13 protein-coding genes and 1 pseudogene are annotated in these 14,147 nt (G+C 73.1%); all 14 read left to right on the top strand.

Translation table 11 applies throughout. The features are described from left to right. Window positions 1–281: 281 nt before the first annotated feature. Entirely contained in the window at window positions 282–1,490 is a 1,209-nt protein-coding gene (locus OG963_RS13035; protein WP_371798931.1) for a 3-deoxy-7-phosphoheptulonate synthase, read from the top strand. A 9-nt stretch (window positions 1,491–1,499) separates the two neighbouring features. After that, window positions 1,500–1,670, top strand: a pseudogene (locus tag OG963_RS13030) (phosphopantetheine-binding protein); the annotation flags it as partial. Between the two features lie 128 nt (window positions 1,671–1,798). Next, complete coding sequence (locus tag OG963_RS13025; RefSeq protein ID WP_371800288.1) at window positions 1,799–2,995, top strand: beta-ketoacyl synthase N-terminal-like domain-containing protein; 1,197 nt, start codon at window positions 1,799–1,801, stop codon at window positions 2,993–2,995. After that, entirely contained in the window at window positions 2,988–3,953 is a 966-nt protein-coding gene (locus OG963_RS13020; protein WP_371798930.1) for a beta-ketoacyl synthase N-terminal-like domain-containing protein, read from the top strand. The genes OG963_RS13025 and OG963_RS13020 overlap by 8 nt, the downstream gene beginning before the upstream one ends. Continuing rightward, the gene (locus tag OG963_RS13015; RefSeq protein ID WP_093930890.1) at window positions 3,950–5,494 is read left to right on the top strand and encodes a class I adenylate-forming enzyme family protein; all 1,545 of its coding nucleotides are present in this window, start codon (window positions 3,950–3,952) and stop codon (window positions 5,492–5,494) included. Before OG963_RS13020 ends, OG963_RS13015 begins: the two co-directional genes overlap by 4 nt. After that, window positions 5,491–6,633, top strand: a complete 1,143-nt coding sequence (locus tag OG963_RS13010) for a beta-ketoacyl synthase (protein WP_371798929.1) — start codon at window positions 5,491–5,493, stop codon at window positions 6,631–6,633. Before OG963_RS13015 ends, OG963_RS13010 begins: the two co-directional genes overlap by 4 nt. Next, a complete protein-coding gene (locus OG963_RS13005; RefSeq protein ID WP_371798928.1) occupies window positions 6,630–7,601 on the top strand; it encodes a beta-ketoacyl synthase N-terminal-like domain-containing protein in 972 nt (323 codons plus the stop codon). The genes OG963_RS13010 and OG963_RS13005 overlap by 4 nt, the downstream gene beginning before the upstream one ends. Further along, window positions 7,598–8,917 (top strand): beta-ketoacyl synthase, encoded by a 1,320-nt coding sequence (locus tag OG963_RS13000; protein WP_371798927.1) that lies wholly within the window; start codon window positions 7,598–7,600, stop codon window positions 8,915–8,917. The genes OG963_RS13005 and OG963_RS13000 overlap by 4 nt, the downstream gene beginning before the upstream one ends. Further along, a complete protein-coding gene (locus OG963_RS12995; protein ID WP_371798926.1) occupies window positions 8,914–9,897 on the top strand; it encodes a beta-ketoacyl synthase N-terminal-like domain-containing protein in 984 nt (327 codons plus the stop codon). Before OG963_RS13000 ends, OG963_RS12995 begins: the two co-directional genes overlap by 4 nt. Next, a complete protein-coding gene (locus tag OG963_RS12990; protein WP_371798925.1) occupies window positions 9,897–10,703 on the top strand; it encodes an SDR family oxidoreductase in 807 nt (268 codons plus the stop codon). Before OG963_RS12995 ends, OG963_RS12990 begins: the two co-directional genes overlap by 1 nt. 64 nt (window positions 10,704–10,767) lie before the next feature. Then, window positions 10,768–11,022 (top strand): acyl carrier protein, encoded by a 255-nt coding sequence (locus OG963_RS12985; protein ID WP_030927329.1) that lies wholly within the window; start codon window positions 10,768–10,770, stop codon window positions 11,020–11,022. Window positions 11,023–11,176: 154 nt separating this feature from the next. Next, window positions 11,177–11,923 carry a 3-oxoacyl-[acyl-carrier-protein] reductase gene (fabG, locus tag OG963_RS12980; protein ID WP_093777202.1) on the top strand — a complete coding sequence of 249 codons (747 nt, stop codon included), beginning with the start codon at window positions 11,177–11,179 and terminating at the stop codon, window positions 11,921–11,923. Window positions 11,924–12,059: 136 nt separating this feature from the next. Continuing rightward, entirely contained in the window at window positions 12,060–13,007 is a 948-nt protein-coding gene (locus tag OG963_RS12975) for an alpha/beta hydrolase (protein ID WP_143020015.1), read from the top strand. Then, window positions 13,004–14,062: an LLM class F420-dependent oxidoreductase gene (locus OG963_RS12970; RefSeq protein WP_093777198.1), complete on the top strand. Its 1,059-nt coding sequence runs from the start codon at window positions 13,004–13,006 to the stop codon at window positions 14,060–14,062. The genes OG963_RS12975 and OG963_RS12970 overlap by 4 nt, the downstream gene beginning before the upstream one ends. Window positions 14,063–14,147 lie beyond the last annotated feature (85 nt).

The following is a 14,147-nucleotide window of genomic DNA, read 5'->3' as shown; positions in this document are numbered from 1 at the left end:
GGGCCACTACTCACATGCGCTGCGGTCTGCGGTCGACGAGTAGGTTGTCAACCGCACTCGGCTACCCACACGGGTAGTCCTCAGGGGCTTCCGCACGGCTACAGTCGAAATCGGCCGGGCGCACCGAACTCGGCCGTTCACGCCGGACATTCGATCGCGGCGCCCGGTCGGTACGCCGTCGTTCGGCTGCAATCAGCCGGACCTTCGCGATTCACGCTTGCGCCTCATTCACTTGCGCCTATTCCAAGGCAGCCGACAGGGGATACGAGGATCGAACCTTTATGAACGTCGCCATCAACTGGGCCGGACTCACCGAATCCCATTCCGCCCTCACCGAGGACGAGATGCGGTCCTGGCGGCTGCTGCCGTCCCGTCAGCAGCCCGCCTGGAACGACGACTGGCTCGTCACCGGCATCAGGAGGGACATCGCCTGTCTGCCGGAACTCGTGGACGCCGACGAGATCCACTCGCTGCGCTCGGCCCTGGCCGACGTCGCGGCCGGCCGCCGGCAGGTCGTCCAGGCCGGCGACTGCGCCGAGGACCCGGCCGAGTGCACGCCCGCCCACCTGGGCAGGAAGACCGGCCTGCTGGACGCTCTTGCCGGAGTGATGCAGATCGGTTCCGGACTGCCCGTGTTGCGGGTGGGCCGCTTCGCCGGCCAGTTCGCCAAGCCCCGGTCCGGCCCGACGGAGGTCGTCGACGGCGTGGAACTGCCGGTCTTCCGCGGGCATCTGGTCAACGGCCCGAAGGAGACCGAGGAGGACCGCAGGCCCGATCCGCTGCGCATGCTCGCCTGTCACGAGGCCGCGACCACCGCCATGACCTACCTGCGCAAGCAGCAGGAGATCACCAGGGTTCCGGTGTGGACCAGCCACGAGGCACTGCTCATGGACTACGAGCTGCCGCAGCTGCGCCGTGGCTCCGAGGGCGACATGCTGCTGACGTCCACACATTGGCCGTGGATCGGCGACCGCACCCGCCAGCTCGACGGTTCGCACGTCCGCATGCTGGCCGCGGTCTCCAATCCGGTCGCCTGCAAGGTCGGTCCCAGCATGACGGAGGAGGAACTCCTGCGGCTGTGCGCGCTCCTGGACCCGGCGCGCAGGCCTGGGCGGCTGACGCTCATCTCGCGGATGGGAGCCGGAGAAGCGGCCCGTCGTCTGCCCGCACTGGCTGCCCGGGTGCGAGAGGCAGGGCACCCGGTGGTCTGGCTGTGCGACCCGATGCACGGCAACACCGTACGGGCCACCAGCGGCCGCAAGACGCGGCTGCTGAGCTCCGTCACGCAGGAGATCGTCGAATTCCAGGCGGCCCTGCGTGAAGTCGGCGCGATTCCGGGCGGACTTCATCTGGAGACCACCCCGGACACGGTTGGCGAATGCATCGCCGCCGCATCGGAGCTCACCAGCTGCGACGGCCGCTCCACCACGCTGTGCGATCCCCGGTTGAACGCGGAACAAGCAATTTCCGCTGCTGCGAACTGGAATTGAGGGACGGTCATGTCCGATGTGCAGAGCATTGCCGCTCTCGACCGGGTGCGCGGCATCGTCGCGGAAATCCTGGAGATCGACATCGAAAGCGTGGAACCGGAAGCGAGTTTCTACGACGACCTGGCGGCGGACTCCCTGGAGAAGGTCGAGATCGCCGTGCGGGTGGAGCGGGAATTCGAGATCTCGGTCAGTCCCGACGAGGCGGGCGAAATGACGTCGGCGTCGGCCGTGCTGGCGCTGCTGCGCGACAAGGGAAAGGTGGTCTGATGGCGACTGCCGTCGAGTGCCCACCGGGGCGCGCCGGCATCGTGGTGACGGGGGTCGGCGCGGTGTCGCCGGCCGGACTCGGTCACCGGGCGCTGTGGGACGCCGTACGCGAAGGCCGGGTGACCACGGGGCCCGTCACCCGCTTCGACACCTCCCGCCACCCCTCGCACCGCGCCGGGGAGATCCCCCGGTCCGCGCTGTCACGGCTCGACTCCCTCGTGCCGCCGCACCGCTCGCTCGCCGCCCGCTGCCTGGCTGCCGCCGCGGCGGAAGCGGCACACGGCGCGGGGCTCACCCGCACCGGGAGCCGCGCCCGTACCGGCGTCTTCGCCGGGACGGTCATGGGCACCAGGCCGGTCCTGGACCACGGCATCACCTCCGCCGGACTGACGGCCGAGGGCACCGACTGGGCCGAGCCGGAACGGCTGCTCGACCTGGTGCCCGAGGTCGTACCGGTCGACGGGCCCGTGGTGTTGCTGGCCTCCGGCTGCTCCGTCGGCGGCGACGCCGTGGCATGCGGGGCCGCCGCGATCTCCGAGGGAGAGGTGGACGTCGCGATCTGCGGCGGGGCCGAGGAGCTCTCCCAGGAGGTGTTCGCCATGTTCACCACGCTGCGGGCGCTCGCCCCCGACGTCGCCCGCCCTTTCGACGGCGACCGGCTCGGCATGCAGCCCGCCGAGGGCGCCGCCGTCGTGATCCTGGAGAGCGCCGAGCACTGCGCCGCACGCGGCGGACTTCCGCTGGCCGTTCTGCTGGCACACGGTGCTGCGGCCGACGCGTACCACCTCACCCGGCCGCGGCCGACCGGCGACGCCCTCGTCGAGGCGATCGGCACCTGTCTGCGGGACGCGGACCGTGCGCCCGAGGAGATCGACTGGGTGTGCGCGCACGGCACCGGCACCCCCGCGAGCGACGGCGTCGAGGCGCGGGCGATCGTCTCCGCCCTCGGCGGACCCGGGCGGCGCAGGCCGGCCGTGTCCTCGCTCAAGGGCATGCTCGGCCACACCCAGGGCGCGGCGGGAGTACTCGAAGCAGTGGTCGCGGTGCTCGCACTGGCCGCAGAACACCTCCCGGGCAACGCCACCCTCCGCCGGCCCGACCCGGCCTGCGCCGGCCTGGACCTGGTGCCGCCGCGGGGCCGCGAAGCCCCGGTCGCCACCGTGCTCAGCCTCGCCTTCGGGCTGGGCGGCGGGGTGTCAGCGCTCCTGCTCGGCGCAGCCGGGGGCGACGATGCCTGAGACCGTACGCACGGTCCTGCGTGCCCCCGCACGGCCGAGCGCGGTAGCGGTAGCCGGGCTCGGCGTCCGACTTCCGGGAGCGTCAGGTCTGTCCGGTCTGCTCGCCCCGTCCGCCCTCCGCCGCTTCGCGAACGAGGCCCCGGAGCACGAGCACGCGCTCGCCGCCGCCACCGACGCGATGGCAGCCGCGTCCCCCCGCACACCCGGGGCGCCGGGAGCAGGCGGCAGCACCGCCACCGTGTGGGCCTCGTCCACCGCGGGCCTGGCCGCGTACGCGCAGACCTGCGCCGACATCACCGAGTTCGGGCCAGGACGGGTCTCCCCACGGCGCACCGCGCACTCCGCGTTCACCGCGCCCGTGACGGCGGTGTCCGTGCGCTTCGGCCTCGACGGGCCGTACCTGAACGTGACCGGGGAGCAGGACGCGGGCGCCCAGGCCGTCACCGAGGCCGTACGGATGCTGACGCGGGGCCGGTGCGAGCGCGTCGTGGTCGGAGGCTCGGCGGACACGTCCGCGTGGCGGTTCCGCCCCGGCGGCGACCCGGCGGAGGGCGCGCTATGCGTGGTGCTCCAGCGGCACGCCCCGTACGGCGGGGGAGCGGCCGTCCGGCCGGTCCTCAGGGCCCGTACGGCCCGAGACGGCATCGACGCCTTCGTCCGTTCCTGCCTGGAACGACTGGACGGGCCGCCGGACCACCTGGTCCTGTCCGCGCCCGCGACAGACACCCGTGCCGCGGGCGCCCGGGCCCTGCTGTGTGCGGCGCCGCTGCTGCGGGTCGAGGAGCGGCTCGGCGACCTGGGGGCCGCCGGGGGCGTCGCCGCGCTGGTCACCGCCGTCGCCCTGACGGCCGCCCCCGGCCCGCTGGAACAACCGGGCCCGCGCGTCCTCGCGCTGGCCCTCGGCAGCGGCAACGCCGTCGCCGTGGAAGTGACGTCCCGAAGGAAAGGTCCGCGATGAAACTGGTGGAACTACTGGTGGGCAAGCACGTGTCGGCAGGCGCGGGGGACCGCGTCAGCCATGTGGACCCCGACGTCGGCGAGGTGACCTACGCGCAGCTCCACGACGCCGTGGTCGGCTACGCGGGGGCCCTGCGCGAGCGCGGGATTCCGGCAGGCACCCGGGCCCTGGTGCTGGCCGACGACTCGGTGGCGACCACCGCGGCGATCCTGGGCCTGTGGTGGCACGGCTGTGTGCCCGTGCCGGTCAGCCCCGCGCTGTCCGACCCCGAACTGCGCTTCATGGCCGCCGACTGCGAGGCCGGGTTCGCGCACTTCGACGTACCGAACGCCGCCCGGCGGGAGCTGGGTGCGGACATCGACCGGCTGCCGCACACCACGGGCGACGAGGTCCGCACGATCTTCAGGAGCGACACCGGGTCCCAGGCGTACGCCCCCGACGCGGCGGCCGAGGAGGCCGACTGGGCCGCCGGGCAGCCCGCTCTGATCCAGTACACCTCGGGCAGCACCGGCTCGCCCAAGGGCGTGCTGCACGCCGCCACCGGCATCGAGGCCGTCGCCGCTTCGGTCGGCTCACTGCTCGGGCTCGGACCCGACGACGTGGTGCTCTCCACCGCCAAGGTGTCCTTCGGGTACGGCTTCGGGAACTCCGTCATCCTGCCGCTCGCCGCCGGCGCCCGCACCGTGGTGCTGCGCGGTGGCGTCGACGCGCACGCGGTCCACAGCGCGCTGCACCGCCACCGGCCGACCGTGCTGTTCTCCGTACCCAGGATGTACGTCGCCCTGCTCGCCCTGGCCGCCGGCCACGGCGCCGCGGCGACCGCCTCGTTGCGGCTGGCCGCCACTGCGGGCGAGCACTGCCCGGCCGCGCTCGCCGAACGGGTGCGCGAGACGTTCGGCGTGCCGCTCGTCAACGGCCTCGGCGCCACCGAGGCCCTGCACTTCGTCGTCGCCACCCCGCCCGCGGCCATCACCGTGGGGGCCACCGGATTCCCGGTCCCGGGCGCCACCGCGACCGTCAGGGGCGAGGACGGCGGACCGGTCCCGGAAGGAACCGAGGGCAGGCTGCACGTGGCCGGGCCCTCCGTGGCACTCGGCTACCTCAACCGGACCGAGGCCACCCGCCGCACCTTCGCCGACAGGGGCGTGTACACCGGCGACATCGTCCGCCGCGACGACACGGGCGAGCTCTGGTACCTGTGCCGCGCCGACGACCTGCTGAACATGGGTGGCTACAAGGTGGCCCCCGGCGAGATCGAGGCGGTCGTGCGCGAGGCCGACGAGGTGGCGGAGTGCGCGGTCGTGGCCGTGAGCGACGAGAACGGACTCGACCAGGCGGTGGCCTACGCCGTCCCCGTGCCGGGCGCCGACCCCAGCGTCGTCCGCAAGGCGATCCTCGCCCTTCTCCGCACCCGCCTGGCGGCCTTCAAACGCCCGGCCAGGGTCGAGGTGATCGACGTACTGCCCACCACGTCCACGGGAAAGCTCGCACGTAACCGGTTGCGGGAGTCGGCGGGCCGGGAAGCGGTGGTCGACCGATGAGCTGGGACATCACGGGCCTCGGGGCCGTGGCGAGCATCGGCGACGACCCGCGCTCCGTCTACGACGCGCTGTGCGCGGGCCGCAGCGGCCTCACCGACCTGCACGCCTTCGACGGGGACAAGTACCGTGCGAAGCAGGCGTACGAGATCGACGACCGTGGCCCGGACGGCGCCGATCGCCCACTGCGCGCCACCCGGTGGCTGGAGACCGCGGTCGAACAGGCCCTCACCGACGCCGGTCTGGACACCGCGGCCGACGGCATCCCGATCCTCGTCGGGACGACGCTGCGGGAACAGCGCTCGGCCGAGCTGTGGTGGCGCGACGGCGCACCGCTGACCGTGCGGGACCTGCACTTCGGCAGCGCGCTGCGGGACCGGTTCGGCACGGCGCGGAGCTACACCTTCGCCAACGCCTGCGCCGCCACGCTGTACACGCTGGGCATGGCCACCGACATGATCGAGCTCGGACTGACCGACACCGTGGTGGTGGCGGGCACCGACTCGATCACGGAGAGCGCCTTCGGGACGCTCGACCGCGTACAGAACGAGACACCGCACGCACTGCGGCCGTTCGACCGGGCCCGCGCGGGCATGCTGATGGGCGAGGGTTCGGTCGCCGTCGTCGTCCAGCGAACGGGCGCCGCCCGCAGGGGAGTTCACGCCGTCGTCCGCGGCGTCAGCATGAACTGCGACGCCGCACACCCCACCGCCCCCGACCCGACGACCATCTCCTGGGCGATCAGGGACGCGCACCGCAGGGCCGGGCTCAAGGCCGACGAGATCGACCTGGTGATGCTGCACGGCAGCGGCACCCAGCTCAACGACTCGGCCGAGGCGACCGCGGTGTCCGGAGTCTTCGAAGGCGCCGGCGCCGGCCCCCTGCTCACCGCGATCAAGTCCATGACCGGACACACTCTGGGCGGCTCCGGACTGCTCAGCCTGGTCACCGCGGCCTTCGCCCTGCGGCACGGCGTGGTCCCGCCCGTGCTGGGCCTGACCGACCCGATCGACGAGGCGGCCGGACTACGCCTGGTACGCGACAGGGCCGCCACCGCCCGACTGTCCACCGCACAGATCAACGCGTTCGGCTTCGGCGGCATCAACGCCGTGGCCGTCCTGGAGAAGGGGGACCGCACGTGACCGCGCGCCACGAAGCGGGTTCGGCGGAAGCCGTCGTGATCACCGGAGTGGGCACCGCCGTCCCCGGTCTGACGGAGGCCGCCGATCTTCTGGGCCCGGACGCCCCCGACGGGGGGTTCGACCCGGCCACCGGCCTCAAGGGCAGGGCGATGCGGCACAAGGACCGGGCCTCGCGCCTCGCTCTGCGCGCCGTCGGACCCGCACTGCGCCAGGCGGGCCTGCTGTCCGACGACGGTGAGACGTACACCGGACCCGGCGACACCACGGCCGTGGTGGTCTCCTCCAATCTCGGCAACCTCGACAGCGTCTGCGACTTCGTCGAGACCATCACCGAACACACGGTCACCGGACTGAGCCCGCTCGGCCTGCCGCACACCTCGTCCAATGTGATCGCGGGCTGGATCGCCATCCGGTACGGGATGCGCGGGCCCAACCTCACGGTGTGCAACGGGGCGACGAGCGGGGCCGACGCGCTGTACTGGGCGCGCAACCTGCTCGCCGTGCGCAGGGCCGAGACGGTCGTCGTCATCGGGGTCGAGCCGCACACCGAGCCCGCCGCCAGGCTGCTGGCGGACGGCTCGGGCCACGACGTCCTCGACGGGGCGGCGGCGCTGGTCCTGGAGTCCGCCGAGCGGGTCGCCGAACGGGGCGCCCGCCCCCTGGCCACGTTGTCCCGCAGTGTGCGGGCCGCCGACTCCGCGACGGCCGTCGCCCAGGCGCTGCACGAGGGCGCGCCCGCCGCCGGACTGTGGCTCGGCTCGGCCGAGGACGCGGCAGCGGCCTCGGCGGTGGACCTCACCACGCGGCTCGGCCACTGCTCGGGAGCACTCGGCGTCGTCCAGGCCGCGGTGGGCGTCGCCCACCTCGTCGCGGGCGGCCCCGGCCCCGTCCTGGCCACCAGCGGCGGGGGAGCGACGGACGACGCGGCTGCCGCACTGGTGCTGACCGGAGCAGGTGAGGGGGCGTGAGCGCCCGAGGAGCAAACGGCCGCCGGGTGGTCGTCACCGGCCTCGGGGCGATCTCCTGTCTGGGCTCGGGCGTGCCCGCTTTCTGGCAGGGCCTGACCTCGGGAGGCGGCGCGCCCCGGCCCATGACCGACCCGGACGCCCGCATGGCCAACCGGCTGATGTACCTGGTGCCGGAGGCCGACGTCCCCGACGGGCCCGAGCGGCATGCCCACGTGGAGCTCGGCGCAGGACCCCGCATGGCGATCGCCGCCGCCCACGAAGCGGTGGCGGACGCCGGTCTGGACGACGCGCGGCGCGAACGGCTCTCCGTCGTACTGGGCGTGGAGATGGGCAACGCCGGCCGGCACGAGGCCCGGCGGGCCGCCGAGCACGCCGTACCGCTTCGCCAGGCCGTCGGCAGGTGGTCGCCGATGACGGTGACCTCCGCCGCGGTCTCGGCCGCGATCGGCGCCACCGGCGGCAGCACCAGCGTCGGCAACGCCTGTGCGGCCAGCGGCTACGCGGCGGCGATCGCTGCGGACATGATCCGGGCCGGGGAGGCGGACATGGTGCTCACCGGCGGTGCGGAGGGACCGACCCGCGTGGGCATGGGCGTCTTCAACCGCATCGGCGCGGCCGACCCGGTCGCCTGCCGGCCCTTCGACACCGACCGGCAGGGCACCCTCTTCGGCGACGGCGCGGCCATGCTGGTCCTGGAGTCGGCCGAGCATGCCGAGGCCCGTGGGGCGACGCCGTACGCGGAACTGTCCGCCGCCGCTTTCAGCTGCGACGCCCACCACCCCACCGCCCCCGACCCCGGCGGCACCCAGGCCGTGCGTGGCATGCGCCGGGCGCTGGCCGACGCGGGTCTGCGGCCCGACGACGTCGGGGGCGTGGTGCCGCACGGCACGGGCACCCCGCTCAACGACGTCGTGGAGAGCGAGGCGCTGCGCGAGGTGTTCGGCGAACTCTGCGACGAGCTCCCCCTGTTCAGCCTCAAGGCCATGATCGGGCACACGGCGGGGGTCGCCGGCGCGTTCGGAGTGCTGACAGCGGCGCTGATGCTGCGCCACGGGCGCGTCCCGGCCAACGCGCCCGTCTCCGCGCAGGACCCGCGCTGCGCGGTGTGGTTGCCGCAGGACCGGCCGGTGCCGCTGAGCGCGTCCGCCGTACTGGTCAACGCCTACGCCTTCGGCGGCAACAACGTCTCGCTCGTCCTGTCGGGCGTGCCGGGAGCCGGATCCGCACGTGAACGCCCAGGCACGGCGGGGCAGGCGGCCACCGCGCGGCACGATCCCGTACACCAGGACACGGGCCCGCGGGGAGCCGCCGCATGAGCGCGCTCGACATCCTCGGGGTGGGCGTCTGCCTGCCCGGCACCGACAAGCCCACCGAGGCCCTGTCCCCGGCCGTCACCGGCACCCCTGGCCCCGGCTGGCTCGACGTGGCCGCCGCGCTGCCGGGCCGCGGCTACAAGCGGCTGCCCTCGGCCTGCCAGTACCTGCTCGCCGCCACCGGGAACGCCCTGGCGGACGCGGACGGAGCACTGTCCGCCGTCCCCGCCGAACGCCGTGGCGTCGTCGTGGGCACGGACAACGCGGGCATGGCCCTGCTGGACGAGCAGGACCGCACGATCATCGGTCGGGGTGCGGACGCCATCGCCCCGCTGACCGCGCCGTACTTCGCGATGAGCCTGTTCGCCTCCCGGCTGGCCACGGAACATCAGATCAACGGCTTCACGCTCACCGTCAACTCGCCGCGCACCGCCGCCCTGGACGCGCTCGGCGCCGGTGCCAGGGCACTGGCCGCCGACCGGGCCGACGTGCTCGTCGTCGGCGCGACCGAGGAATCGCTGCCCGCCGGCGAACCGGGCGCCGACGGCAGTGACACCGGAGCCGTCGCGCTGATCTGCGCCCGCGCAGGCGACACGCCCCCGGCGTCCTCGTACGGCACCGTGCAGGTGCGCGACGCCTTCCTGGAGCCGGGCGCCCGTTCCGGCCGCGCGCTGGAGAACGCCTGGCGCGCCCTGACCGAGGACGGGGACAGTCCCTCACGGGTCGACGCGGTCGTCGACGACTCGCCCGTCGGCGAGGCGGTCAAGGCCTGGCTCGACAACCGGTGTGCGGACCTCACGGTCTCCCCGGCCGGCGCCGGAGCGCTCACCCCGCTGCGCCACCTCGTCGCCGCGCTCGCCGCCCGGGACGGCCACAGCAGGATCGTCGTGACGGCCGCGGCGGAGGGCAACGTGGCGTTCGCCCGGCTGGACGCCTCCGCGCACGTACCCCTCATCCACCCCCCGCAGAACAGGAGCCGATAATGATCACAGAAATCCAGGGGTCCTGGTCCCTCGTCCTGGGTGTCTCCAGCGGCTTCGGCCGGGCCGTCGCCCGGGCGCTCGCGGAACGCGGCGGCAACGTCATCGGAGTGCACTTCGACACCGCCGACGGCGCGGAGGCCGCCGCCAAGTTCGCCGACGAACTCCAGGACACCGGAGTGTCCGTGCACTTCTTCAACCTCAACGCGGCGAGCGCGAGCACCCGCAGGGAGGTGATCGGCCAGGCCGTCGAACTCGCCGGTGACAAGGGCGTCCGCATCCTGCTGCACTCGCTGGCGTTCGGCTCGCTGCTGCCGTTCGCGCCCTCGCCGGACGGGCCGCAGGAGCAGGAGACGGTCAACTCCAGGCAACTGGCGATGACCCTCGACGTCATGGCCAACAGCCTCGTCTACTGGACCCAGGACCTGCTCGCCGCAGGCCTGCTCCGACGCGGCGCGAAGATCTACGGAATGACCAGCGCGGGCAGCACCCAGGTCCTGGACAGCTACGGTCCCGTCTCCGCCGCCAAAGCGGCCCTGGAGGCCCATCTGCGCCAGCTGGCCGCCGAATTGGCGCCACGCGGCATCGCGGCCAACGCCCTGCGTGCGGGCACCACGCTCACGCCGGCCCTGGAGAAGATCCCGCACGGCGCCGCGTACGCCGAGGTGTGCCGGGCCCGCAATCCGCACAGGCGGCTCACCGAGCCCGAGGACGTCGCCGAGGCGATCGTCCTGCTGTCGATGTCCGACTCGTCGTGGCTCACCGGCAACGTCATCGGCATCGACGGCGGCGAAATCCTCACCGCCTGACCCCCTTTCACCACCGCACGTCATCCGCAACGCCCAGCAAATCCGTACGGAAGGAAGTCACCACATGTCCGAGAACACCGCCGTCGCCGTCGACACCGAGGAACTGCGCTCGCTCGTCGCCGACGCACTGGAGCTCCCCGTCGAAGAGGTCACCGACGAGGCGCACTTCGTCGACGACCTCCAGGTCGACTCGCTCATGGCCCTGGAGATCGTCGTCAACCTGGAGAAGAAGTACGGCATCAAGGTCGCCGAGTCCGACTTCAAGCAGGTCTCCAACCTGCTCCAGGTGCGCACGCTGGTCGACTCGAAGCTCAAGTAGTCGTCGTACGGCTGGTGTGCGCGGGGCCCCGCGCCCGTCGCAGGGCCCCGCGCAGCGGTCCGTACCACCTGCCCGCCCGGACAGCTGTGCTCGACGCCGCTCCGGAGCAACGCTCCCGAATGACCGACCCGCAAGCCCACCGAAAGGCAGCAACATGTCAGAAGGCGCACGACCGGTCGCCCTCGTCACCGGCGGCTCCCGCGGCATAGGACGGGCCGTGGTCACCCGGCTCGCCCGCGACGGCTTCGACGTGGCGCTCTGCTACCGCTCCGACACCGGTGCGGCCGAGCAGGTCGCCAAGGAGGCCACCGCGCTCGGCGCACGGGTCCTCACCCGGTCGCTGGACGTCGCGGACCCGGCCGCGGCCCGCGACTTCGTCGACCGGACCGAAGAGGATCTCGGCCCGCTGGACGCCGTGGTCACCAGCGCGGGCATCGTGCGTGACAACCCGCTCGTCCTGATGGACGACGAGCAGTGGCGCGACGTCATCTCCACCAACCTCGACGGCACCTACACCATCTGCCGTGCCTCGGTCTTCTCCCTCATGAAGCGGCGCACCGGCACCATCGTGACCATGTCGTCCGTGGCGGGCGTGTACGGCAACGCCACCCAGAGCAACTACGCGGCGTCCAAGGCCGGCATCATCGGCTTCTCCCGCTCGCTCGCCAGAGAGGTCGGCAAGTACGGCATTCGCGTCAACTCCGTCGCGCCCGGCCTCATCGAGACCGACATGACGGCCGACATGTCCGACGCCGTCAAGAAGCAGATCCTGGGCAAGGTCCCACTGGGCCGCTTCGGGGCAGCCGACGAGGTCGCCGACCTGGTCTCCTTCCTGGTGTCGCCGCGGGCCGCGTACATCAGCGGCCAGGTGCTCGGCATCGACGGAGGTCTGGTGGTGTGAGCGGTATCAGAGGTACGAACCGCCGCACGCGCCGCGACGACGCCCGCCGGACACCCGCGGCGGGTAACCGGACGCACGGACCGGGAAGCCGGAGGTCAGGACCCGGGAAGTGGACACCGGGGCCGAGGAAGTGGACATGAGCAACCGGCCGGCCGCGCTGCTCGCCGCGCCCCTCGACGCCCTGCGCACCGCGTACACCGCGTTCCATCCGCCCAGGCCCGAACGCCGCCGCCGACCCGAGCAGTTCGGGCTCAGGGTGCAGGAGGTGACCATTCCCGCGGGCAGGGGCGGCCGGACTCTCGCCGGCTGGCTCTGCCGGGGCGAGCGCACGGACCGCGTGGTGCTGCTCGGCCACGGTCTCGGTCTGGACAAGTCCCGCAGCCTGCCCTACGCCCGCTGTCTGCACCGGGCCGGACACACGGTGCTGCTGTTCGACTACCGCAACCACGGCGACAGCTTCCAGGACCGCGGATTCGCCGGCTTCGGCCGGAAGTTCGGGCAGGACACCGTCGCCGCTGCCCGGTACGTGACCACCCTGCCGGAGCACGCCGACGCACGGCTCGTCCTGTACGGCTTCTCGCTCTCCTCGTTCGCGATGCTGCGCGCGCTGCAGACGCTGCACCCGGTCGTCGACGCGGTGGTCTGCGACAGCGGGCCCGCCTGCGACCCCCCGGCGATATCTCCCAACCTGCTCCGTGAGGGCCTGCTCCCGCTGCCGGAGCGGACCCGCGGCGGCAGGGCCGGTGCGGTCGCCGAGCGGTCCTTCGAGCTGTTCAACCACCTCACCATCGGTGGCGCCGACTGGCCGCCGGCCCCGACCGCACCCGGATACGCCACCACCCCGATGCTGTTCATCGGCGGCGGCGCGGACGCCGTGGTGCCCGCCGACGAGATACTGCGGCTGGCCCGCCGCTACCCGCACGCCCAGACCCTCGTGCTCCCCGACGCCCGCCACCTGCGCGGCCTGTGGGCCGACAAGGAGCGTTACACCTCGACCGTCCTGGAGTTCCTGGACCGTGCCTGCGGCCGGACCGGGAACGCCCCGGGGGCGGTCGCCGATCCGACCAGGACGGTGCACCGATGAGACTCGGACTGAACCTGCGCTACCTCGGCAACCTCGGCGCGGGCGCCGACCCGAGGACTTCCGCCAGGTACGTACAGGAGGCGGAGCGGCTCGACTACGCGGTGGCCTGGACGGCCGAGGCCTTCAGTTCGGACGCGGTGTCCCTGCTCGGCTACCTCGCCGCGCAGACCAGCCGCATCGAACTCGGCACGGCGGCCATGCAGATCCCCGCCCGCAGCCCCGCCATGACCGCGATGACCGCCACCACCCTCGACATGCTCTCCGAGGGACGCTTCCGGCTCGGCCTGGGCGTATCGGGGCCGCAGGTCGCCGAGGGCTGGCACGGCGCGCGCTTCGACAGGCCGCTGGCGCGCACCCGCGAGTACCTGGACATCGTCCGCATGGCACTGCGCAGGGAAGACGTCGTCTACGACGGCGCGCACTACCGGCTCCCGCTGCCCGACGGACCGGGCAAGCCGCTGCGCCTCGGCACCCGGCCGCGCCGCAAGGACGTGCCGGTCTACCTGGCGGCGGTCGGCCCGCGCAACGTGGAACTGGCCGGGGAGATCGCCGACGGCTGGCTGTCCGTGTTCTTCCAGCCCGAGACCGTCGCCGAGCACCTGCCGCTGCTGCTGGCCGGGCGGGCGAGGACAGGCCGGGACCTGACGGGGTTCGACATCGTGTCCTCGATGCCAGCGGTCGTCGGCGACGACATCGCCGACTGCGCCGACCGCGTCCGCATGTACACCGCGCACTACCTGGGCGGCATGGGCTCCCGCAAGGAGAACTTCTACAACCGTCTCGCCGCCCGCATGGGCTACCCGGAGGCCGCACAGCGCGTCCAGGAGCTCTACCTGGATGGCCGACCGCGCGAGGCAGCCGCGGCGATCCCCCAGCAGTTCCTGGAACGGACCTGTCTGCTGGGCCCCGTCGAGCGCATCGCCGACACCTTGCGGGAACACGCCGAGGCGGGAGTCACCACGCTCTCCGCGATGATCTTCCCCACCGACGCGGAGGACGGCCTGCGGACCCTGCGCGCGCTCGCCGACGCGCTGAAAAAGGCGGGCGTGGGTTGACGGCCCCTGCCCGCGGACTTCGCCCGGAGCCCGTAACCGCCCGCACGCCGCGCGCCGCGTCTCCCGACGCGGACCTCCGACCCCG

The organism is Streptomyces sp. NBC_01707, assembly GCF_041438805.1.
In the GTDB taxonomy this organism is placed as follows: domain Bacteria; phylum Actinomycetota; class Actinomycetes; order Streptomycetales; family Streptomycetaceae; genus Streptomyces.
This window is presented reverse-complemented; position numbering and strand designations above follow the sequence as displayed.

Bases quoted from the DNA above. Each gene is read 5' to 3' on its own strand.
- OG963_RS13035 (WP_371798931.1), top strand. From the start codon at position 282: ATGAACGTCGCCATCAACTGGGCCGGACTCACCGAATCCCATTCCGCC.
- OG963_RS13020 (WP_371798930.1), top strand. From the start codon at position 2,988: ATGCCTGAGACCGTACGCACGGTCCTGCGTGCCCCCGCACGGCCGAGC.
- OG963_RS13015 (WP_093930890.1), top strand. From the start codon at position 3,950: ATGAAACTGGTGGAACTACTGGTGGGCAAGCACGTGTCGGCAGGCGCG.
- OG963_RS13010 (WP_371798929.1), top strand. From the start codon at position 5,491: ATGAGCTGGGACATCACGGGCCTCGGGGCCGTGGCGAGCATCGGCGAC.
- OG963_RS12995 (WP_371798926.1), top strand. From the start codon at position 8,914: ATGAGCGCGCTCGACATCCTCGGGGTGGGCGTCTGCCTGCCCGGCACC.
- OG963_RS12990 (WP_371798925.1), top strand. From the start codon at position 9,897: ATGATCACAGAAATCCAGGGGTCCTGGTCCCTCGTCCTGGGTGTCTCC.
- OG963_RS12985 (WP_030927329.1), top strand. From the start codon at position 10,768: ATGTCCGAGAACACCGCCGTCGCCGTCGACACCGAGGAACTGCGCTCG.
- fabG (WP_093777202.1), top strand. From the start codon at position 11,177: ATGTCAGAAGGCGCACGACCGGTCGCCCTCGTCACCGGCGGCTCCCGC.
- OG963_RS12975 (WP_143020015.1), top strand. From the start codon at position 12,060: ATGAGCAACCGGCCGGCCGCGCTGCTCGCCGCGCCCCTCGACGCCCTG.
- OG963_RS12970 (WP_093777198.1), top strand. From the start codon at position 13,004: ATGAGACTCGGACTGAACCTGCGCTACCTCGGCAACCTCGGCGCGGGC.